This is a genomic window from Lutimaribacter saemankumensis, assembly GCF_900100005.1.
Classification (GTDB): Bacteria; Pseudomonadota; Alphaproteobacteria; order Rhodobacterales; family Rhodobacteraceae; genus Lutimaribacter; species Lutimaribacter saemankumensis.
On the sequence record NZ_FNEB01000001.1, the window covers coordinates 361,373 to 381,001 of the forward strand.

General features: G+C 64.1%; 18 protein-coding genes. 9 read left to right on the forward strand and 9 right to left on the reverse strand.

Annotated elements, in window-relative coordinates:
* Nucleotides 1-17: 17 nt before the first annotated feature.
* Together BLT50_RS01775 and der are read left to right on the forward strand one after the other, a co-directional pair.
* Nucleotides 18-1,325 (forward strand): PQQ-like beta-propeller repeat protein, encoded by a 1,308-nt coding sequence (locus tag BLT50_RS01775; protein ID WP_342706682.1) that lies wholly within the window; start codon nucleotides 18-20, stop codon nucleotides 1,323-1,325.
* A gap of 50 nt (nucleotides 1,326-1,375) precedes the next feature.
* Nucleotides 1,376-2,839: a ribosome biogenesis GTPase Der gene (gene der, locus BLT50_RS01780; RefSeq protein ID WP_090025886.1), complete on the forward strand. Its 1,464-nt coding sequence runs from the start codon at nucleotides 1,376-1,378 to the stop codon at nucleotides 2,837-2,839.
* On the opposite strand, the gene BLT50_RS01785 is transcribed toward der, so the two are convergent.
* A complete protein-coding gene (locus BLT50_RS01785; protein WP_245723253.1) occupies nucleotides 2,836-3,567 on the reverse strand; it encodes a hypothetical protein in 732 nt (243 codons plus the stop codon). The genes der and BLT50_RS01785 overlap by 4 nt on opposite strands.
* 151 nt (nucleotides 3,568-3,718) lie before the next feature.
* Between BLT50_RS01785 and BLT50_RS01790 the strand changes: the two genes are divergently transcribed.
* Complete coding sequence (locus BLT50_RS01790; protein WP_090025888.1) at nucleotides 3,719-4,714, forward strand: fatty acid desaturase; 996 nt, start codon at nucleotides 3,719-3,721, stop codon at nucleotides 4,712-4,714.
* A 169-nt stretch (nucleotides 4,715-4,883) separates the two neighbouring features.
* Here BLT50_RS01790 and BLT50_RS01795 read toward each other — a convergent pair whose 3' ends face one another.
* On the reverse strand, nucleotides 4,884-5,897 hold the full coding sequence (locus BLT50_RS01795; RefSeq protein ID WP_090025890.1) for a Fe(3+) ABC transporter substrate-binding protein: 1,014 nt from the start codon (nucleotides 5,895-5,897) through the stop codon (nucleotides 4,884-4,886).
* A gap of 84 nt (nucleotides 5,898-5,981) precedes the next feature.
* Nucleotides 5,982-6,809, reverse strand: coding sequence for a nucleoside triphosphate pyrophosphohydrolase (gene mazG, locus BLT50_RS01800; RefSeq protein WP_090025892.1), 828 nt, complete (start codon nucleotides 6,807-6,809; stop codon nucleotides 5,982-5,984).
* 63 nt (nucleotides 6,810-6,872) lie between these two features.
* On the opposite strand from mazG, the gene BLT50_RS01805 reads away from it, so the two are divergent.
* The 6 genes from BLT50_RS01805 to BLT50_RS01830 all read left to right on the forward strand — a co-directional run bounded on the left by BLT50_RS01805 (nucleotide 6,873) and on the right by BLT50_RS01830 (nucleotide 12,187).
* Entirely contained in the window at nucleotides 6,873-8,039 is a 1,167-nt protein-coding gene (locus BLT50_RS01805) for a M20 aminoacylase family protein (RefSeq protein ID WP_090025894.1), read from the forward strand.
* Between the two features lie 3 nt (nucleotides 8,040-8,042).
* Complete coding sequence (speB, locus tag BLT50_RS01810; protein ID WP_090025895.1) at nucleotides 8,043-9,011, forward strand: agmatinase; 969 nt, start codon at nucleotides 8,043-8,045, stop codon at nucleotides 9,009-9,011.
* Between the two features lie 21 nt (nucleotides 9,012-9,032).
* Complete coding sequence (locus tag BLT50_RS01815; RefSeq protein ID WP_342706683.1) at nucleotides 9,033-9,449, forward strand: DUF1499 domain-containing protein; 417 nt, start codon at nucleotides 9,033-9,035, stop codon at nucleotides 9,447-9,449.
* A gap of 57 nt (nucleotides 9,450-9,506) precedes the next feature.
* The gene (gene prfA / locus BLT50_RS01820) at nucleotides 9,507-10,559 is read left to right on the forward strand and encodes a peptide chain release factor 1 (protein WP_090025899.1); all 1,053 of its coding nucleotides are present in this window, start codon (nucleotides 9,507-9,509) and stop codon (nucleotides 10,557-10,559) included.
* A complete protein-coding gene (gene prmC / locus BLT50_RS01825) occupies nucleotides 10,552-11,406 on the forward strand; it encodes a peptide chain release factor N(5)-glutamine methyltransferase (RefSeq protein WP_090025901.1) in 855 nt (284 codons plus the stop codon). The genes prfA and prmC overlap by 8 nt, the downstream gene beginning before the upstream one ends.
* A gap of 217 nt (nucleotides 11,407-11,623) precedes the next feature.
* The gene (locus BLT50_RS01830; RefSeq protein WP_090025903.1) at nucleotides 11,624-12,187 is read left to right on the forward strand and encodes a DUF4167 domain-containing protein; all 564 of its coding nucleotides are present in this window, start codon (nucleotides 11,624-11,626) and stop codon (nucleotides 12,185-12,187) included.
* A gap of 54 nt (nucleotides 12,188-12,241) precedes the next feature.
* Here BLT50_RS01830 and rsmA read toward each other — a convergent pair whose 3' ends face one another.
* From rsmA to lptF, 6 genes are read right to left on the reverse strand one after another with little or no spacing between them, the layout of a single operon-like run.
* Nucleotides 12,242-13,075, reverse strand: coding sequence for a 16S rRNA (adenine(1518)-N(6)/adenine(1519)-N(6))-dimethyltransferase RsmA (gene rsmA / locus BLT50_RS01835; RefSeq protein ID WP_090025905.1), 834 nt, complete (start codon nucleotides 13,073-13,075; stop codon nucleotides 12,242-12,244).
* Complete coding sequence (gene pdxA / locus BLT50_RS01840) at nucleotides 13,072-14,043, reverse strand: 4-hydroxythreonine-4-phosphate dehydrogenase PdxA (RefSeq protein WP_090025907.1); 972 nt, start codon at nucleotides 14,041-14,043, stop codon at nucleotides 13,072-13,074. The genes rsmA and pdxA overlap by 4 nt, the downstream gene beginning before the upstream one ends.
* Nucleotides 14,040-15,266, reverse strand: coding sequence for a peptidylprolyl isomerase (locus tag BLT50_RS01845; protein ID WP_090025909.1), 1,227 nt, complete (start codon nucleotides 15,264-15,266; stop codon nucleotides 14,040-14,042). Before BLT50_RS01845 ends, pdxA begins: the two co-directional genes overlap by 4 nt.
* A gap of 6 nt (nucleotides 15,267-15,272) precedes the next feature.
* Nucleotides 15,273-17,402, reverse strand: a complete 2,130-nt coding sequence (locus BLT50_RS01850) for an LPS-assembly protein LptD (protein WP_090025911.1) — start codon at nucleotides 17,400-17,402, stop codon at nucleotides 15,273-15,275.
* The gene (gene lptG, locus BLT50_RS01855) at nucleotides 17,402-18,496 is read right to left on the reverse strand and encodes an LPS export ABC transporter permease LptG (protein WP_090025913.1); all 1,095 of its coding nucleotides are present in this window, start codon (nucleotides 18,494-18,496) and stop codon (nucleotides 17,402-17,404) included. The genes BLT50_RS01850 and lptG overlap by 1 nt, the downstream gene beginning before the upstream one ends.
* Nucleotides 18,493-19,620, reverse strand: coding sequence for an LPS export ABC transporter permease LptF (gene lptF / locus BLT50_RS01860; RefSeq protein ID WP_090025915.1), 1,128 nt, complete (start codon nucleotides 19,618-19,620; stop codon nucleotides 18,493-18,495). The genes lptG and lptF overlap by 4 nt, the downstream gene beginning before the upstream one ends.
* Nucleotides 19,621-19,629 lie beyond the last annotated feature (9 nt).

Here is a 19,629-nt window from a genome sequence, read left to right on the forward strand (position 1 = left end):
AGCACCAGGACGGGATGATGGCAAGATTTAAGACCGGGTGGATGACAGGGATCGCGGGGGCGCTGCTCCTGTCGGCCTGCGCCGAAAAAGATGTGATCCTGCCCGGCCCGCGCGAGGATTTGCGCGCCGACGAGATCACCGCCGCAGCCCCGGCGGATGTTGCACTATCTCTGCCTGCACAGGTCGCGAACACCGAATGGGCGCAAGCCCCCGGTTCGCCCGGCTTCCGCACGGACCATCCTGCGCTCGGCACCGCGCCCGTGCGCGTCTGGAGCGCCAATATCGGCGCGGGCGACACCCGCCGCGCGCGCATTACCGCCAACCCAGTGGTTGCGGGCGGGCGCATCTTCACGCTCGATTCCGGTGCGCAGGTCATGGCGCATGGCACGGACGGGTCGCGCCTGTGGGCCACGAACCTGCTGCCCGCACGCGAAAGCGAAGGGCAGGCGACCGGCGGCGGGATCGCCTATGAAGGTGACCGGGTCTACGTTTCTTCCGGCTTTGGCCTGATGACGGCGCTCGATGCCGAAACCGGTGCGATCGTCTGGCAGCAAAAGCTGGATTCGACCGGCTCCGGCACGCCCACCGTGGCGGGCGATCTTGTTTACCTCGTGTCGGGCGACGACACCGCCTGGGGCATCGAAAAGGACAATGGCCGCATCCGCTGGCAGCTTGGCGGGGCGCCTGACGTCGCGAACGTGCTGGGCGGCGCCGCGCCGGCCCTGACCGACCAGTTCGTCGTCTTCGCCTTTGGCGCGGGCGATTTGCAGGCGACCTTCCGTCAGGGCGGGCTACGCATGTGGAACGCCACGATTTCCGGCCAGCGCCGGTTCCGGGCCTCGACCAAGGTCACCGACATCACCGGCGATCCGATGATCGTGGGCGACAGCATCTATGTCGGCACCCATTCCGGCCGCACCGTGCGCCTGAACGCCGGCAACGGCGACCGCATCTGGACCGCCGACGAGGGCGCCATGGGCGGCGTCTGGGTTGCCGGAAACTCGGTCTTCCTGGTCAATGACCGAAACGAGCTTGTCCGCCTCAACGCCGAGGACGGCGCGCTGGTGTGGAAAAAGGAACTCCCGAACTTCACCCGCAACCGGCCCAAGCGCCAGGTCGAAATCTTTGCCCATTACGGCCCCGTTGTGGCCGGCGGCCGCGTGGTCGTGGCATCGAATGACGGCGCGCTGCGCTTTTTCGATCCCGCGTCGGGCGATCTGGTCTACGAAACCGAGATCCCGGGCGGGGCGACGACAGCGCCTGTCGTGGTGAACCGCACGCTTTACATCGTAGGCACGCGCGGGCAACTCCACGCTTTCCGTTGACGGGCAAATCCTGTATCGCGGCGGCCTGACATCGCTGGAGCGACAAGATCATGAGTTTCACACTCGCCATCGTGGGCCGCCCGAACGTGGGCAAGTCCACGCTGTTCAACCGTCTGGTAGGCAAACGCCTGGCGCTGGTCGATGACCAGCCGGGCGTCACGCGCGACCTGCGCGAAGGCGCCGCCCGTCTGGGCGACCTGCGCTTTACCGTGATCGATACCGCGGGCCTTGAAGATGCGACAGACGACAGCCTTCAGGGCCGGATGCGCCGCCTGACGGAACGCGCGGTGGACATGGCCGATGTCTGCCTGTTCATGATCGACGCCCGCACCGGGATCACGCCCACGGACCAGATTTTCGCGGAAATCCTGCGCAAGCGCGCCAAGCACGTCATCCTGGCGGCGAACAAGGCCGAAGGGCGCGCGGCGGATGCCGGTGTGATCGAGGCCTACAGCCTGGGCCTGGGCGAACCGCTGCGGATGTCGGCCGAACATGGCGAGGGGATGGGCGACCTGCTGGCGGAACTCATGCCGCTGGCCGAGGAATTCGAAGAGCAGGCCGAGGAAACCGCCCCCGACACCGATGTGACCCTGAGTGAGGAAGAGGCCGAGGAAGGTATCGCCGACCTGCGCTGGCCGACCCCCGAAAAACCGATGCAGATCGCGGTGGTGGGCCGCCCAAATGCGGGAAAATCCACCCTGATCAACAAGTTGCTGGGCGAAGATCGCCTGCTGACCGGCCCCGAGGCCGGCATCACGCGGGATGCGATTTCGCTTCAGGTCGATTGGGACGGGCTGCCGGTGCGGATCTGGGACACGGCCGGCATGCGCAAGAAGGCCCGCGTTCAGGACAAGGTCGAAAAGCTGTCCGTCGCCGACGGGCTGCGCGCGGTCAAGTTCGCCGAGGTGGTGATCGTGCTGCTGGATGCGGCAATCCCGTTCGAACAGCAGGATCTGCGCATCGCCGATCTGGCCGAACGCGAGGGCCGCGCCGTCGTGGTGGCGGTGAACAAGTGGGATGTCGAGGACGAAAAGCAGCAAAAGCTGCGCGACCTGAAAGAGGCATTCGCCCGCCTGCTGCCGCAGTTGCGCGGCGCGCCGCTGGTGACGGTATCGGCCAAGACGGGCCGCGGGCTCGACCGCCTTCGCGAGGCGGTGGAACGCGCCTACACCGTCTGGAACACGCGCGTGCCCACGGCCCAGCTCAATCGCTGGCTGACCGGCATGGTCGAGGCGCATCCGCCGCCCGCACCGCAAGGCCGCCGGATCAAACTGCGATACATGACGCAGGCCAAGACCCGGCCACCCGGGTTCGTCGTGATGAGCAGCCATCCCGACAAGATGCCTGACAGCTATACCCGCTACCTGGTCAATGGCCTGCGAGAATCGTTCGACATGCCCGGCACGCCGATCCGCCTTTACATGCGGGGGCAGGGCGACAGGAACCCCTACAAGGGGCGTCGCGAAAAGAACGCGGGGGCGCTGACCAAGCACCTGAAAAAGAAAAAGGGCTAGGCGCGCAGCCCGCGCGCGGCGACCCATGCCAGAACTGCCGCGCCGGGGCCGGCAATCGTCAGGATCGGTGCGTTCAGCGGATCCAGGTTGGCGACCATTACCCCGACCAGCGCCCAGATGACCGCGACCGCATAAAGCGGCTCGTCCCGGCGCAGCCATTGAACCGCCAGCGCAAGGATCAGGGCCAGCGCGATCATCAGCGCGGCTGCCGCTTGCTCACCCATCCAGCCATAGCCTCCAAGGACCAGGCCGAGCGCGACGCAGGAAGCTGCGGTCAGCCAGCCGGCATAAAGCGCAACGGGCGCGCGCTGCCACCAGCGATCTTCGCGCCCAGCCACGATCAGCGCCCAGACGGCCAGCACCCACATCGCCCAGATCATCACCGTCGCCACGGGAACCGAGGCCTGCGCCGCCGGTATCCACGCCGCGCCGATCACCAGCGAGCCGGTCAGCGGCCAGCGCATCCGTGCCCAGCCGCCGCTGTCCGACCGCCTGACAAGACCGAACGCGGCTCCGGCGACAAGCCAGAGATAGATCAGCCCCCAGATCGAAAACGCATATCCCGCCGGCTGCACCGGCACATCCACTTGCGGAATCGGGAACTGATCCGGCGCAAAGCCGCTGAACCCGCCCACGACAAGCGGCGATGCGGCAAAGAACACGGCCGCGCAGAGCTGCAGCACTGCCGCCATGCGGCGCGTATCGGTTATGGGTTTCGTACCATCCATGCCAGTAAGATTGGTGTTTTTCACCGCAATGAAAAGGGCACCGACACAGGGACTTGATCGAAGGCCATTCCGGTCAATATCCTGTCATATGTGTATTTTATCTCGTGCCGGGTGGAATTTTACCGGCGTTCCTTGGGAATCGAGGCACAAAATGGATATCAGACGCATCCGCGCCTTTACGCATGAGTACACCGAAAAAGACGACAGGATCGCCGCGCTCAGCTATTTCGGCACCTTCGCGGTCTATTTTGCCGCACTGGGCCTTGGAACATGGGCGCTGGCTTCGGTGCATTGGATTTTGGCCGCGCCATTCGTCGTGGTCTTGGGCTTTGCCTCGGTGCGTCTTTACGTGCTCCAGCACGATTGTGGCCACGCGTCGCTGTTTTCGAAACGGCAATGGAACGACTGGGCGGGCTACGGGCTGTCGGTCTTTACGCTGACGCCCTACGCGGTGATGCGGCACAATCACAACCTGCACCATGCGCATGTCGGAAACCTCGACCACCGCGAAGACGGCGAGGTCTACACCATGACCCTTGCGGAATGGCAGCGCGCCGGGCGCGTCGAACGGTTGATCTATCGCGTCTACCGCAACCCGGTGCTGATGCTGGGACTGGGGGGGCTTTACACGTATTTCATCCGCTACCGCTGGCCGCGCAACACGCAGGATGTCGGCGTCCTGGGCGTTGCGGCGCATAATGTGCTGGTGCTGGCGTGGTTCGCGCTGGTCTGGCTGGCAGGGGGATGGGCCGGGCTGTCGGTGCTGCTGGCCTCGGCGGTGCTGGCGGGGGTGATCGGGGTGTTCCTCGTCTACCTGCAACACAATTTCGAGGACACGCATTGGGACAGGCGGCCCGACCTGAACCCGCAGGTCGCCGCGCTGCAGGGGTCGTCCTGCCTGAACCTCGGCCATTGGTGGGATATCGGCACGGGCAATATCGCCTATCACGACATCCACCATTTCAACCCGCGCATTCCCAGCTACCGCCTGCGCAAATGCCATTTCGCGATGGATGCCATCGCCCCGATGCGCCGCATCGGCTGGGCCGAAGCGCTGGCGTCGTTCCGGCTGAAGCTGTGGGACGAAGAGGCAGGGCGCCTTGTGCCGTTTCCGTCCCGCACCGACGAACGGGTGGCCACCGCCTGACCCAAAGGCGCGGCTGCGCCGCAAGCTGTATCTCGGCCCCTATCGGGCCTCGGAAACGAGGGGGCCAGCCCCCTCGCGCTCCCCCGGGATATTTCAGGAAAGAGAAAACACGAAAAAACCCCGCAGGCCAGTGGCTTGCGGGGTCTTTCTGATTCATTATGTGTAGCGATCAGCCGTCGAAATCGACCGTTTCGATCAGCTTGAGCGCATCGGGACGCAGCTTGGCCAGATCCATCAGGTTGGTGTCATCCGCGGTGAAACTGCCCCAGCTTTTCACCAATGCATCGGCTTCGGTGCCCGGCGCGATCGGATACTCGAAATTCGCCTGGGCATAGATTTTCTGCGCCTTGGGCGAAGTCAGGAATTCCATCATCTTGAGGGCGTTTTCGCGGTTGGGGGCGGCCTTGGTCATCGCCACACCCGAGATGTTCACATGCGCGCCGCCGTTTTCGAAGACGGGAAAGATCAGCCGGACAGAATCGGCCCATTCCTTTTGTTCGTCGTCCTGCAGCATCGCGCCCATGTAATAGGTGTTGCCCAGGCTGATATCGCATTCGCCGGCCCAGATCGCCTTGACCTGCGCGCGGTCATTGCCTTGCGGCTTTCGCGCGAGGTTCGATTTGACGCCTTCCAGCCAGGTCTTGGTGTAGTCTTCGCCATGGTGATGGATCATCGCCGAAACCAGAGCGACATTATAGGGATGCGTGCCCGACCGGGTGCAGATGCGGCCTTGCCACTTGGGATCTGCCAGGTCTTCGTAGGTCGTGACCTCGCCATCGGCGACACGGTCCTTGCTGGCATAGACGACACGCGCGCGGGTCGTCAGGCCCCACCAATGCCCGTCGGGATCGTGATAGGCGTCGGGTACGTTCGCAAGAAGCGTTTCGCTTTCCACCGGCTGGGTCAGCCCCGCTTCGACCACGGCGGCAAGGCGCGAGATGTCGACGGTAAAAACGAGATCGGCGGGCGAACGGTCGCCTTCGGCCTGCAGGCGTTCGACCATGCCCTTATCGAGATGCGCGACATTCACCCGGATTCCGGTTTCTTCGGTGAAGGCATCCGTCAGCGGCTTGAGCAGCTCGGGCTGACGGTAGGAATAGAGATTGACCTCTTCTGCGATGGCGGGCGCGGCGATCGCCCCGGCCAGCGCGGTGATGGCGATTGTGCGGAACGGTGCAAACATGGTGACTCCTGTCCTGGTTCGCGGTTGTCTCTGCACCCGCATTTACCTGACTAATTTAGTCGGAACAATACCCGATTTTTCTGCTCAGTTATTTTGCCGCGCCTTGTCCTCGGCCTTGGCCTGGTTCCAAAGCGCATCCATTTCCGCCAGGTCCGACTGGTCCGGTGTCTTGCCGCGCTCGGCCAGGAGCGCCTCGATGCGGGCGAAACGGCGGGTGAATTTCGCGTTGGCCCGGCGCAGCGCGGCCTCGGGCTCGACGCCGAGATGCCGGGCGAGGTTGGCCATGACAAACAGCAGATCGCCCATTTCCTCTTCGATCTGGTCGGGGCCCAGTTCATCGCGCGCTTCTTCCAGTTCGCGGGCCTCTTCGACGATCTTGTCCAGCACATGTTCAGTCTGGGGCCAGTCGAACCCGACGCGCGCGGCACGTTTTTGCAGCTTGTAGGCGCGTAGCAGGGCGGGCAGGCCGACCGCGACACCGTCCAGCACGCCGGTCTGCGCCCTGGCGGCGCGTTCGGCGGCCTTGATCGCCTCCCAGTCGCGGGTCTGCTGCTCTGCGGATTTGTCGCGGCTTTCGTCGCCGAACACATGCGGATGCCGCGCGACCATCTTGTCCGACATGGTGTCGGCGACCTCGTCGAAGGTGAAAAGCCCGGCCTCGGCGGCCATCTGGGCATGAAAGACCGACTGGAACAGCAGATCGCCCAGCTCGCCCTTCAGCTCGTCCCAGGCCTGCCGTTCGATCGCGTCGGCGACCTCGTAGGCCTCTTCGATTGTGTAGGGCGCTATGGTGGCAAAGGTCTGTTCGATGTCCCAGGGGCAGCCGGAATCGGGATCGCGCAGCCGGCGCATGATCTCGAGCAGGCGCGGCATCCCGCCATTCGGGTCGTGGATCAGGGCGTCATCGGGCATTGCGGTGCTCTCGTTATTGCGGTTTGGTGCGACAGTGCGAAACCATCCGGCCGGAGTCCACCCATGCCTGTCATCAACCGCATCGCCGCCTATGCCGAGGACATGGCACAATGGCGCCAGCACCTCCACGCGCATCCCGAACTGGGGTTCGAGTGCCATGAAACCGCGGCTTTCGTGGTCGAGCGGCTCAAGGAATTCGGGATTTCCGATATTCATACAGGCATCGCCAAGACCGGGGTCGTCGCGATCATCGAAGGCTGCGCGCCGGGGCCGACAATCGGGTTGCGCGCGGATATGGACGCGCTGCCCATCGCCGAGGAAACCGGGCTGCCCTATGCCTCGACCGTGCCGGGGCGGATGCATGCCTGCGGTCATGACGGCCATACGACGATGCTGCTGGGCGCAGCCCGTTACCTCGCCGAGACCCGCAATTTCGCGGGCCGTGTCGCGCTGATCTTTCAACCCGCCGAGGAAGATGGCGGCGGCGGCGGCGTGATGGTGGACGAGGGCATCATGGACCGGTTCGACATCGCGCAGGTGTACGGCATCCACAACACGCCCGGCGTGCTCGAGGGCTGCTTCATGACGGCGCCCGGCCCGTTGCTGGCGGCGGTCGACACGTTCAACATCCATATCCGGGGCCTGGGCGGGCATGGCGCGATGCCGCATGAAACCCGCGATCCGGTGGTGGCCGCCCTGGCCATTGCGCAGGGTATCCAGACGATCAGCAGCCGCAATCACTATGCGCTGGACGATCTCGTGATCTCGGTCACGCAGATACATGCGGGCAGCGCGGAAAACATCGTGCCGGAAACGGCCTATATCGGCGGGACCGTGCGCACGTTCGACCCGGAGGTGCAAAAGATGGTGCAGCGCCGCATGGCGCAGATCGTCGAAGGGACGGCTGCCGCCTATGACGTGGCCGCCGAACTGGATTACCAGGTCTGGTATCCCGCCACCGTGAACGACGCCGACAAGGCCGCGTTCGCCGCCGAGATCGCGCGCGAAGTCGTGGGAAGCGACAATGTCGAGGATGATGTGACGCGTGAAATGGGGGCCGAGGATTTCTCGTACATGCTGCAGGCCCGACCCGGCGCGTTCCTTTTCCTTGGGCAGGGCGAAGGCGCCGGGCTTCATCAGGCGGGTTACAATTTCAACGACGCGGTGGCGCCGGTCGGTGCCTCGTTCTTTGCGCGGCTGGTCGAGCGCGCACAACCGGCGCAGGGGTGACCCATGTCACTGGAAGACGCGAAAAAGCAGGTAGATCAGGCGTTTACACGGCAAGATTTACGCGGGTTGAGCTTTGAGAACACCTTTGGCGGGGCAACCTCGTTCCTGCGCCGCCGCTATACCAAGGATCTGACGGGAGTCGACCTGGCCATCACCGGCGTGCCCTTCGACCAGGCGGTGACGAACCGGCCCGGAACGCGGTTCGGGCCGCGAGAGATCCGCGAGGCGAGCGCGCTGCAATCGCCGGACGCCCCTTACGGGTGGGGCTACGATCCGCTGAGCGAGTTCGCCATCGCGGATTATGGCGATCTGGCCTTTGATTACGCGGACGTTCCAGCCTTTCCGGCAGCGCTGCAGGCACATATCGCGGGCATCCTGCAGGCCGGCGCGGCGTCAGTCACCCTGGGCGGCGATCATTCGATAACCCTTGCGATTCTAAAGGCTTACGCCGAGAAGTTCGGGCCGCTTTCGGTGCTGCAATTCGACGCCCATACCGATACCTGGGTCGATGACAACATGGACCGGATCGACCACGGCACCTTCATGTACAAGGCCGTCAAGCTTGGGATCGTCGATCCGGCGCGCTCGGTTCAGGTGGGGATACGCACGGACAATCCCGACACGATGGGCTTTCATATCATCGACGCGCCGCGCGTGCACGAGGCCGGAAACCGCGCGGTTTGCGACGAAATCCGCGCGGTTCTGGGCGATCATCCGACCTATGTCACCTTTGACATCGATTGCCTCGACCCGGCCTTTGCGCCCGGCACGGGCACGCCGGTCTGGGGCGGGCTCAGCAGTGCGCAGGCGGCGGCGATCCTGCGGGGCATCCGCGGAATTGACTTGCTGGGCGGGGACGTGGTCGAGGTATCGCCGCCCTTCGACACGACGGGCGCCACCGCAATCGCGGGGGCCCATGTCGCGATGGAACTGATCAGCCTTTGGGGCTGGACACGGCGCGGCGGAACGTAACCGGGAAAAGCGGGGATGCGCATGATCTGGAGCTTTTGGCTTTTACTGGCGGTTGTCGTCACCGTTGCGGGGTTCGCGGGCTGGGTGCGGATGGCGCCCAGCGATCCGGCGCGCTGGCATGTTCCAATCACCGCCGCCGAAGACCGCGACATGCCAGGCGGCGTGATCCGTGTACTGAAGGGCCGCGCAGGCGATATCGGACAGCTTGACGACATCATCCGGGCGACACCGCGCACGTCCGTATTGGCCGGAACGGTCGGTGACGGGCGCGTCACCTATGTCACACGGTCTAAGCTGTGGGGTTTTCCCGATTACACGACGATAGAGGCAAAGGCCGATGACCTTTTGATCCATGCGCGGTTGCGTTTCGGGCAATCGGACATGGGCGTGAACCGTGCGCGTGTCCAAGACTGGCTGTCGCGCCTGCGCCAGGACTGAACGCGCGCGCCCATCCGCACCCTTGACCCGCGCGCGCAGATGGGAAAGAGCAATCCCATGATTTCGCAAGACCGCCTGCAACAGATCACCCAGCGTTTCCAGTATCTCGAGGCCCGCATGGCCGAAGGGGGCGGGGATATCGCGGCGCTTGGCCGTGAATATGCCGAACTGCGCCCCGTGGTCGAGGAAATCACCGCCTTCACACGCCTGCAGGAGGACATCGCCGAGGCCGAGGCGATGCTGGACGACCCTGAAATGCGGGCCCTTGCCGAAGAGGAACTGCCCGATCTGCGGGCACGGCTTCCTGAACTGGAACATGCGCTGCAACTGGCACTATTGCCCAAGGACGCAGCCGACGCGCGCCCGGCGATGATCGAGATTCGCCCCGGCACGGGCGGGGACGAGGCCGCGCTTTTTGCGGGCGATCTGCTGCGGATGTACCAGCGCTACGCGGAATCGCGGGGATGGTCGTTCCAGATCGTCGAACTGCAGGAGACCGAGCTGGGCGGCATCAAGGAGGTCGTGGCTTTGGTCAAGGGCGAGGGTGTCTTTGCCCGGCTCAAGTTCGAATCGGGCGTGCATCGCGTTCAGCGCGTGCCCACGACCGAAAGCGGTGGGCGCATTCACACATCGGCCGCCACGGTCGCCGTTCTGCCCGAGGCCGAGGATGTGGACATCCATATCGACCCCGCCGATATCCGCATCGACACGATGCGAGCCAGCGGGGCAGGCGGGCAGCATGTGAACACCACGGATTCGGCGGTGCGGATCACCCATATTCCGACCGGGATCGTGGTGACGAGTTCGGAAAAGTCCCAGCACCAGAACCGCGCCATTGCCATGCAGGTTCTGAAATCGCGCCTGTTCGACATGGAACGCCAGCGCGCGGCGCAGGAACGGGCCGCCGACCGAAAGGCGCAGGTCGGGTCGGGTGACCGCAGCGAACGCATCCGAACCTACAATTTCCCGCAGGGGCGCATGACCGACCACCGGATCGGGCTGACGCTCTACAAGCTCGACCAGGTGATGCAGGGCGATCTGGACGAGGTGATCGACGCACTGATCGCGGATCATCAGGCGGCGCTGCTGGCCGAGATGAGCGATGGCTGAGTCTGGCCGCGCCACGATCGGCGCGTTACTGCGCGATGCAGCGCGCAAGCTGGACGAGGCCGGGATCGCGGGCGGGCAGCGGGACGCGCGGATGCTGATGGCGCATGTGCTGGGGATTTCGCAATCGCGCTTGCTGCTGGTCGAAACGGACGAAGCCGATCCGCGCCACATCGAAGACTTCGAACGGTTGATCGCCCGTCGGCTGGCCCGCGAACCGGTGTCGCACCTGACGGGCCTGCGCGCCTTCTTCGGTCGGGATTTCAAGGTGACACGGGATGTCCTTGATCCTCGGCCCGAAACCGAAACGCTGGTCGAGGCGGCGTTGCAGGTGCCTTTCCTTCGGGTTCTCGATCTTGGCACGGGCTCCGGGGCGATCCTGCTGAGCCTGCTTGCAGAGCGCCCCGCGGCGACCGGACTGGGCACGGACCTGTCCGAAGCCGCGCTGTCGGTGGCGCGGGAAAACGCCCGGTCGCTTGCCTTGGCCGAGCGGGTCGAGTTTCGTCAAAGCGACTGGGTCTCGCAGGTCGACGGGCGTTTCGATCTGATCGTATCGAATCCGCCCTACATCGCATTTGGCGAAATGGGCGCGCTTGCGCCCGAACTGACCCATGAGCCGCGCATGGCCCTGACAGACGAGGGCGACGGGCTGACGGCCTATCGCGCCATCTGCATCGGGGCACCCGCGCATCTGCAGCCCGGTGGATGGCTGATGGTGGAAATCGGCTGGCAACAGGGGAAACCCGTATCGGACCTGTTTGCAGATGCGGGATTTTCAAAGGTCGCGGTACTGCCCGATCTGGACGGCCGCGACCGCGTCGTTCAGGGACAATGGCTGTCAGCGGTATGAAATTGGCAACAAATCTGCCGTTTTTCAGCATTTTTCCGCCATGCCCTCTTGCCAGACCCACCAAACAGTGATTACTCATTTCGTGTCAGCGCGGTGGATGCCTTAGGGCGGTCCCGCTCGGCACCAAGCCAGAAAACTCTGCCACTTTCGAATGGTCAGGCGCATAGGGCGCACCACTGGTGGCAATCGCATCGGACGAAGGCTGGAAATCTAAAGCATGAGATCATCTAAATCCCGCTCGCGGTCTAAGGGCAACCGTAACAACCGCTCGGTCGGAAACATCGTGAACCGCGTGTTCGACAGCTCGGGCCCCGAGGGCAAGGTGCGCGGTACGCCACAGCAAATCATCGAGAAGTACAACCAGCTGGCGCGTGATGCCCAACTGGGCAACGACCGCGTCGCGGCGGAAAACTTTCAGCAGCATGCAGAACATTACCTGCGTATGCTGAGCGCCGCGCAAAAGGAACAGGACGCCCGCCGCGAAGAGCAGGAGCGCCAGAACCGTGAACGCCAGGCGGAACGGGATCGCGAACGCGCCCAGCGTCAGGAACGCGAATCCGCCGAAGCGGGTCAGCCCCGCAGCGACGAGAGCGAATACACCGAAAACAACAACGCCGGTGATGACGAGCAGGACAGCGGTCTTGTCGAAACGCCGGAAAGCAAGTCGGAAAAGCCCAAGCGCCCGCGCAAGCCCCGCGCTCCCAAAAAGGACGCGGCCGAAACCGGTGAGACCGACGACGGCGCGCACCAGGCGCCGGCCACGGACAGCGCGGCGGAATAACCCCCGCCTGCATGGAATTGGAAAACGCCGCCTGCACCGGGCGGCGTTTTTCGTTCAGACCAGACGCGCCAGTGCGCAGAACCGTTCAAGATCGACGGTTTCGGCCCGGTCGGTGGGCTGAATGCCCGCAGCGATCAGCTTGTCCTCGATATCCGGGGCAAACCCCTTGAGCGCGGCACGCAGCATCTTGCGGCGCTGGTTGAAGGCGCGGGCGACGACTCGTTCCAGTTTCTGCGGGTCTGCAGGGAACCGCGGCGCGGGCAGCGCCGTCAGATGCACGACGGCGGAACTGACCTTGGGCGGCGGGGTGAACGCCCCCGGTGGCAGCGACATGGCGATATGCGCCTCGCAGCGCCATTGCGCCAGGATAGCAAGACGGCCATAGGCCTTCGATCCGGGCTGAGCGACGATCCGCTCGGCCACCTCGCGCTGGAACATGAGCGTCAGGCTGTCCCAGAATGGCGGCCACTCTTTCGGGGTGAGCCAGCGCACCAGCAATTCGGTGCCCACGTTGTAGGGCAGGTTGGCCACGATGCGGATCGGTGGCGTCAGATGCGCCAACGGGTCGATATCCAGCGCGTCCCCGTTGATGACCGTCAGGCGGCCCGGATAGGCGGCGGAAATCTCTTCCAGCGCGGGCAGGCAGCGGGCGTCCTTTTCGATGGCCAGCACCCTGCGCGCGCCTTGCGCAAGCAGGCCGCGCGTCAGCCCGCCCGGGCCTGGGCCGATCTCGAGCACGTCTGCCTGGGTCAGGTCGCCCGCCTGCCGCGCAATCTTGGCCGTCAGGTTGAGGTCCAGAAGAAAGTTCTGACCCAGCGACTTTTTCGCGGAAAGCCCGTGGGCAGCGATCACCTCGCGCAGCGGGGGCAGGGTGTCGATGCCGCTCATGCCGCGCGCGCCTGTGCCATCTCGGCCGCCATGCGCAGCGCCGCGATCAGAGAGGACGGATCGGCAACGCCTTGCCCCGCGATGTCGAAGGCCGTGCCATGATCCGGCGAGGTCCGCACGAATGGCAACCCCAGCGTCACGTTGACACCGCCTGCGAAATCCAGCGTCTTGATCGGTATCAGCGCCTGGTCGTGATACATCGCGACGGCCACGTCATATCGCGCCCTGGCCGTGGCGTGAAACATCGTGTCGGCAGGCAGCGGCCCCGAGATGGCCAGGCCTTCGGCATGCAGACGATCGAGCAGCGGGGCGATCCAGTCGATCTCTTCGGTGCCCATGGCGCCGCCTTCGCCGGCATGGGGGTTCAGCCCGGCCACCGCGATGCGCGGCGCTGCAATGCCGAAATCGCGCTGCAGGCCGTCATGCGTGATGCGGATCACCTTTTCCAGCCCGTCAGCCGTCAGCGCGGTGGGCACCTCGCGCAGCGGGATGTGGATCGTCGCAGGCACCACGCGCAATTGCGGGCAGGCCAGCATCATCACGACATCTGCATCCCCGCCAAGCGCCGCAAGGTATTCGGTATGGCCCGGATAGGCGAACCCGGCCCCATCCTTGAGCGCCTTCTTGTTGATCGGCGCGGTGCAGACCGCGCTGGTCTCGCCGGATTGCGCAAGATCCACGGCGCGGGCGATCACGTCGATCACACCTTGGGCATTTGCGGGGTCCGGCGTTCCGGGAACCGCATCGCCTGCAAAGTCATGGCGCAGGACGGGCAGGGCATCGGCCATGACGCGACCCGCCTCGGACGGCGTTGCGATTTCGCAAAAAACCGTGCCCTTCGGCAAATGACGGGGGTCACCGATCCAAAAGAACGCCAGTTCAGTGTTCAGCCGTTCCCAGGCGCGGGCCGCGATTTCAGGGCCGATGCCCGCGGGCTCACCGCAGGTCAGCGCGATTGGCGCTGTCATTGCTCGATGATGCGCGCATCGGCCTGGAGTTGGGCCAGGTAGCCTTCGGCCAGGGATTGCAGGCGCTGCGCGCGCAATTGCACCCGGATGGTTTCGCGGTCCTGGTCCTCGGCCAGTTGCGGGGTGCGCCCGCACAGCATCAGGAACACGAGGGTCTGGCCGTTTGCGCGGGTCAGCGCGGTCGAAACTTCGCCCGGATCGAGCTTTGCCAGCTCGACCGCAATGTCGGCGGGAATTTCACCGGGCTGCTTTGCGCCGCGTTCCAGAACCTCGGGCGGCTGGCCCTTGGCAACACCATACAGATCATCGCATGTGTCGACCTCGGCCTTGATCTTGGCGGCACGCGCCAATGCGGCATCGCTGCGTCCGCCTTCGATGTAATAGGCGGCGTATTCGATGGCCGCGTATTCCGGCGCCTGCACATCGGTTTCCTCGATTGCGCGAAGCTGGAACAGCGCGATGGCATTTTCCAGAGGCAGCGGATCGGTCACCTCACCCGGCGCAAGCGACAGGATGATTGGCCGCAACTGCGGCGGCAACTGGGTAATCGGCATCCACCCCATGCGTCCGCCACGGCCGCTGCTGCCGGAGGCCGAATACTGTCGCGCTTCGGCGGCAAAGGCGGGCAGGGTGGTGATCTGGCTGATGCGTTCGGCACGGGCCATCACGGCCTGCATCTCTTCGGGCGGGGCGGGCATGATGATTTCCGACAAAAGAACCCGCACCGACGACCCGCTGGACAGCGCGTTCAGGGCGCGGTCGACCTCGGCCTCGGAAATTTCAGCGCGGTTGGCGAACCGCGTGCGCACGAGTTCACGCCACAAAACGCCGTTGCGTACGAAATCACGAAAGGTCTCCGGGCTCACGCCGCCGGATTGCAGCGCCTGCATGAACTGTTCGGTGGTCAGGTTGGTGCGCGCTGCGAACTCTTCCATCCCGGCGTCGATGCCTTCTTGCGTGACCTCGATCCCGGCCTCCTCGGCGGCCTCGGCCTTGAGACGCTCTTCGATAAGCTGGGTCCGCGCCAGTTCGGCAGGATTGCCCGGCGCGCGGAAGAGCCGCAGCATTTCGGCGCGCTGTTCAAGCTCGTAACTTGTGATGACCTGATCGTTCACGGTTATGACCGGCGCAAACAGGTTCTGTGCCTGCGCTGTCCCAATGCCGGCAAGCGGAACCGATGCGGCGATCAGGGCGAATGCGATCCGGCGTATCTGTCGTTTCATGTCGTTCTAGTTCCTGCAGGTTCGCGTGTAACTGTTGTTGAAGCCCTGGGCAGAAAACCCCCGAAGCCCGACGGTAATACCGATATCGGTGGATGGATCAACGATAGAGGAAGAGGTGAACCGGCGCGAGAGCGAAAGGTTCACATCGACGCATTCGTTCCGGTATTGCATGCCCAGCCCCGCTTCGGTCGATCTTCTTGCGTTTATGTCGTAACGCCAATTGGCGGTGCCCGTCCAGTGCCGGGAAATCCGGTAGCTGCCATCAATGGACCATTCCGACACGGAGTCGGTGCGGAATTCCTCGGGATCGTCCTCGAGCCAGATGTAGGATGCGCCAAGGCCCATCTTGGGCGTGATCCAGGCGGCGCGCGCTTCGGCCTTGCTGATCGTCAGCCCGGTATCGACCAAGGCCCGGCCGATCAGCGAAAGCCCCGAAGCGGTGCGGAACTGCCCGGCGACCAGCAGGTTCGAATTCAACCCGTCGAGACCCGAGGTGCTGGTGAAATCCGGCTGATCTTCGTCGCGCACGATATGACCCAAGGTCAGGCGCGCGGACCAACCATCAGGATCTTCGCGTGTCCAGCTGGCACCATAGGCCAGGCTCAGCCCGCGTTCGCGGCGGTCCGACGCGGGAAACCGCGACAGAGACAGCAGGTTGCCTTCGTCGAATTCGACCGCGGTGCTTTGGTCGTTGGGAACGTCCGGGCTGGCGCCTCCGACCCATCCGATCATTGCGACGGGTTCCAGGATTTGTGTGGCGCCGCCCTTTTCCGTCTTGATCAGCGGCCACCGCAGCGTCAGCCCTGCGCGCGGGGTGACTTCGCTTTCCGTGCCCGAATAATTGCTGTCCTGGCGAATGCGAAACGTGTCGACGGCCACACCGGTTTCCAGGCTGGCGCGGATACCGGCGGGCAAGGTCCAGCTGCGCAGCCACGCGATATCCGCCTCGGCCCGCGCGCCGTCGCGTCCGAGAACATCAAGATCGGAGTAGCGCCGGAACCCGAAGGCCCCGTAGGACATCCGCAATTCACCGCCGACTGCCTTGGGAAACAGCCGTTTTTCATACACCAGTTCACCGACGATCGTGGGGATTTGCGAGTTGTTTTCAGTTGCCCGCAGCGTCTGATACCCGGTCAGACTGACATCGATATATTCATCGCGCTGCGCCCGGCTGAGCGAGACCGCGCTCGCCAGGCGGTCCTTGGAGGTGTAGTCGTAGACCGACAGGTAGCCGCGGTCGGTCACTGCCTCGACATTGAAGCGCAGCTTGAACCCGCGGGCGACATCGAAGGCTGCGCGCGCGAACAGATATCCGCGGGTTCCGTCGATCAGTTCGTCGCGCGACAGGGCGCCTTCGATCGACAGGTCGCCGTTTCGGAACGCCTGCCGGTACCGGTATTCAAGCGTCCGCGTGTTGCCCGCGATAAACGGCGTCAGCGTCAGGTCGCGGTGATCGCCGATGCGGATGAAATAGGGGATGCGCAGCCCGGTGCCCAACTTCGAAGACTGGCTGAGCGACGGGATCAGAAACCCGGTCGACCGGGCCAGCGACGGGTCGGGCAACCGTAGCCGGGGCAGCCAGAGGATTGGCACGTTGAGTACCCGCAACTGCGCGTTCTCGAAATAGATCTGTTTTTCCTGCTGGTCATGGACGGCACGGCGGGCACGGATCTGCCAGATCGGCGGCGTGTCCGAGTTGCAGACCCGGCAGGACGTTGCCGCGACCTTGTAAAGCTGGGTGTAGCGTCCGCCGACGCGGTCGATCCTCGGTGACGCCAATTGCACCCGGCGCGACAGGATCAGCCGCGCGCCGCGCAGCAGCCCGTTTCGCATGTCTGCGTCCAGCGATCCTGCATCGGCCAGGATAATCGCGTCGGGCCCTTCGATCAGCATGATCGGACCGTCCAGGATCAACTGATCGGTCTTGCCATCATAAATGATCCTTTCGGCCTTGAGCCGGCTTTCCCCATAAAGCGCCTCGACATTGCCGTCGGCGATCAGCTTGTCGTCGTCCGTTATTTCGACCCGGTCGGCCACAAGCACGGCAGGCGCATCGCGAGAGGCATCCTGCGCAAGCGCAGGCATGCCCCATGAAAGAAGCCCCACAAGAACCACGATGATCAGGGAAAGGCGCATCAACCGTCCTCCATGATCAGCAGCACGCCCAGACCCAGCAGGACAGAGGCCACCGGCGGCGACCAAGCGGCCATGAGAATCGGTATTTGTCCATTTTCACCAAGTATTTGCGCAAAGTTCCTGACGTAGTACAGCGAGAACCCGAGAATGATCGCCGCCAGCACCGCAAGCCCGGTGTTGCGGAACCGGACATGCCGCATGGTGAACGCCGCGCCGACCAACAGCATCGCCACAAGGAACAGCGGGCGGGCCAGTTCCATCTGGAACCAGACGGCATGTCGGCGGGCCGAAAACCCGGCCTCTTCCAGTTGCGCCATATACGCGGGCAAATCCCAGATCGATATCACCGAGGGATCGCCGAAGCTGTCGCGGATGCGTTCCACGGTCAGCGACGATGGCACGCGGTACGTTGCATGCCGCGTGGCTTCGCCTTCGGGGTTGATCCCACGTTCGAGCGGCCAGACCTTAGCATCGGACAATTCCCAGGCACCGGCGACCAAGCGGGCGGAACGCGCCTCGATCCTTTGCACCGGCTCCCCATCGGGCGCGTGCGAGAAAAGCGTGACGTCGTAAAGAACGGTGCCATCCGGGTTGGCGCGGGCCGCCCGGATCACGGTTTGCCCGGTTTCGCCGCCCTGCCGCAGCCAAAGGCCCTCGGCGGATATCGAAAACACCTCTTGTCCGTCACTGCGATACCTTTCCTGCAGTTCCTCGAACCGCTTTGTCGTCGCCGCGACGATCGGGTTGAACATCGCAAGCGTGATCCCGCCGATCAATATGGTCACGACCAGCGGCGAAAGCAGCGCGCGCAGGGACGACCGGCCGGCCGATTGCGTCACCACCAGTTCGCTCGAGCGCGCAAGCCCCAGAAACATCGCCACAGTGGCAAGAATCATGATCAGCGGAAGAATGCCGTAGAGCCCCTGCGGCACGTTCAGCAATGTCAGGCCCAGCACCTCGGCAAAGGTGACGGTATCCCCGAACCTCCGCAATTGCTCAACCATGTCGATCAGGAACAGCAGCAGGATGAAAACGCCGAAAACGCCTGCAAAGATCATCGCGAATTTCCGGGCGAAATAGGCGTGGAGAATCATGCGCCGACCTCCACCAGGCGCCGGCGCGGCCGCCGGGGCCGCCCGACATACCACAGGATCGCCATTGAGGCTGCAAGCCCGAAGACGATCGGCAGATAGGTAAGCGGCCAGAGCGACGGATCTTTCTGCACGGGATCGGTCACCAGCCCCTCGATGAACTTGACCATCACCAGCAGGACCAGCGCACCCAGGATCTGACGCCAGACACCGAAGCGCGAATAACCACCTATCAACAATGAGGAAAACCCGACAAGCGCCGCGACGACGCACAGAAACGACTGCGACATGCGGCTGTGGAGCTCTTCGACCACATGTCCGGGTTTGAATTTCTGCTCGGCTATGATGCCATCGAAATTCCTGAGAAACTGCATGGTTGGAATGTCGCGCACACGCAGCGCCGGGGCAACGGTCTTTTCCACCGCGGCGCTGATATCGAAATTGTAATCGGTGAAATGCGTGGTCGACAGGCGGTTCTCGGAAAGCGAAAAGTTCTGTGCAAGACCGTCCAGCATCACCATGCGCGACCCGGCGTCGTCATTGACCAGATAGGCACGCGCGGCGGTGTACGTGATGGCCCGGTCGGGCGCGCGGCGGTCGGACAGGAAAACGTCGCGCAGGGTTCCGTCGGGGTCGATTTCGCGGATGTAGAAAGTGACACCGTCCGTGGGATGCAGAAAGGTGCCCTCGGTCAGCAGACGCGCCGTGACGTTGCGCGCGACTTCGGCCTCGCGCAATTGGAGTTGCGCCAAGCTCGATGGCACTAGGTAATGCGTCAGCGCCGCCATCATCAGCCCCGTTCCGATCCCGAAGACGACAACCGGGCGTGCTAGCCGCCAGGGGCTGAAACCGGTGGCCTGCATGACGACCAGTTCGCTTTCGTTGCTCAGGCGGTTGGTGACATAGACCGTGGCCGCGAACACCGCCATCGGCAGAACCATGCGGATCACGTTGGCCAGCGACAGCACGGTGAATTCCAGGAACACGAAAGCCGATTGCCCGTCACCGATCAGGCGGTCGAACAGCCGCACCGCCTGGTTGATCCAGTAGATCGACACCAGGACGAGGGCGAAAAACCCGAACAGCACCAGGAGCTGCGACAGAACATAACGGTCGAATCTCGACACCAGCCCCCC

Coding starts and splice junctions, on each gene's coding strand:
- BLT50_RS01775 (WP_342706682.1), top strand. CDS start 18: ATGGCAAGATTTAAGACCGGGTGGATGACAGGGATCGCGGGGGCGCTG.
- der (WP_090025886.1), top strand. CDS start 1,376: ATGAGTTTCACACTCGCCATCGTGGGCCGCCCGAACGTGGGCAAGTCC.
- BLT50_RS01785 (WP_245723253.1), bottom strand. CDS start 3,567: ATGGATGGTACGAAACCCATAACCGATACGCGCCGCATGGCGGCAGTG.
- BLT50_RS01790 (WP_090025888.1), top strand. CDS start 3,719: ATGGATATCAGACGCATCCGCGCCTTTACGCATGAGTACACCGAAAAA.
- BLT50_RS01795 (WP_090025890.1), bottom strand. CDS start 5,897: ATGTTTGCACCGTTCCGCACAATCGCCATCACCGCGCTGGCCGGGGCG.
- mazG (WP_090025892.1), bottom strand. CDS start 6,809: ATGCCCGATGACGCCCTGATCCACGACCCGAATGGCGGGATGCCGCGC.
- BLT50_RS01805 (WP_090025894.1), top strand. CDS start 6,873: ATGCCTGTCATCAACCGCATCGCCGCCTATGCCGAGGACATGGCACAA.
- speB (WP_090025895.1), top strand. CDS start 8,043: ATGTCACTGGAAGACGCGAAAAAGCAGGTAGATCAGGCGTTTACACGG.
- BLT50_RS01815 (WP_342706683.1), top strand. CDS start 9,033: ATGATCTGGAGCTTTTGGCTTTTACTGGCGGTTGTCGTCACCGTTGCG.
- prfA (WP_090025899.1), top strand. CDS start 9,507: ATGATTTCGCAAGACCGCCTGCAACAGATCACCCAGCGTTTCCAGTAT.
- prmC (WP_090025901.1), top strand. CDS start 10,552: ATGGCTGAGTCTGGCCGCGCCACGATCGGCGCGTTACTGCGCGATGCA.
- BLT50_RS01830 (WP_090025903.1), top strand. CDS start 11,624: ATGAGATCATCTAAATCCCGCTCGCGGTCTAAGGGCAACCGTAACAAC.
- rsmA (WP_090025905.1), bottom strand. CDS start 13,075: ATGAGCGGCATCGACACCCTGCCCCCGCTGCGCGAGGTGATCGCTGCC.
- pdxA (WP_090025907.1), bottom strand. CDS start 14,043: ATGACAGCGCCAATCGCGCTGACCTGCGGTGAGCCCGCGGGCATCGGC.
- BLT50_RS01845 (WP_090025909.1), bottom strand. CDS start 15,266: ATGAAACGACAGATACGCCGGATCGCATTCGCCCTGATCGCCGCATCG.
- BLT50_RS01850 (WP_090025911.1), bottom strand. CDS start 17,402: ATGCGCCTTTCCCTGATCATCGTGGTTCTTGTGGGGCTTCTTTCATGG.
- lptG (WP_090025913.1), bottom strand. CDS start 18,496: ATGATTCTCCACGCCTATTTCGCCCGGAAATTCGCGATGATCTTTGCA.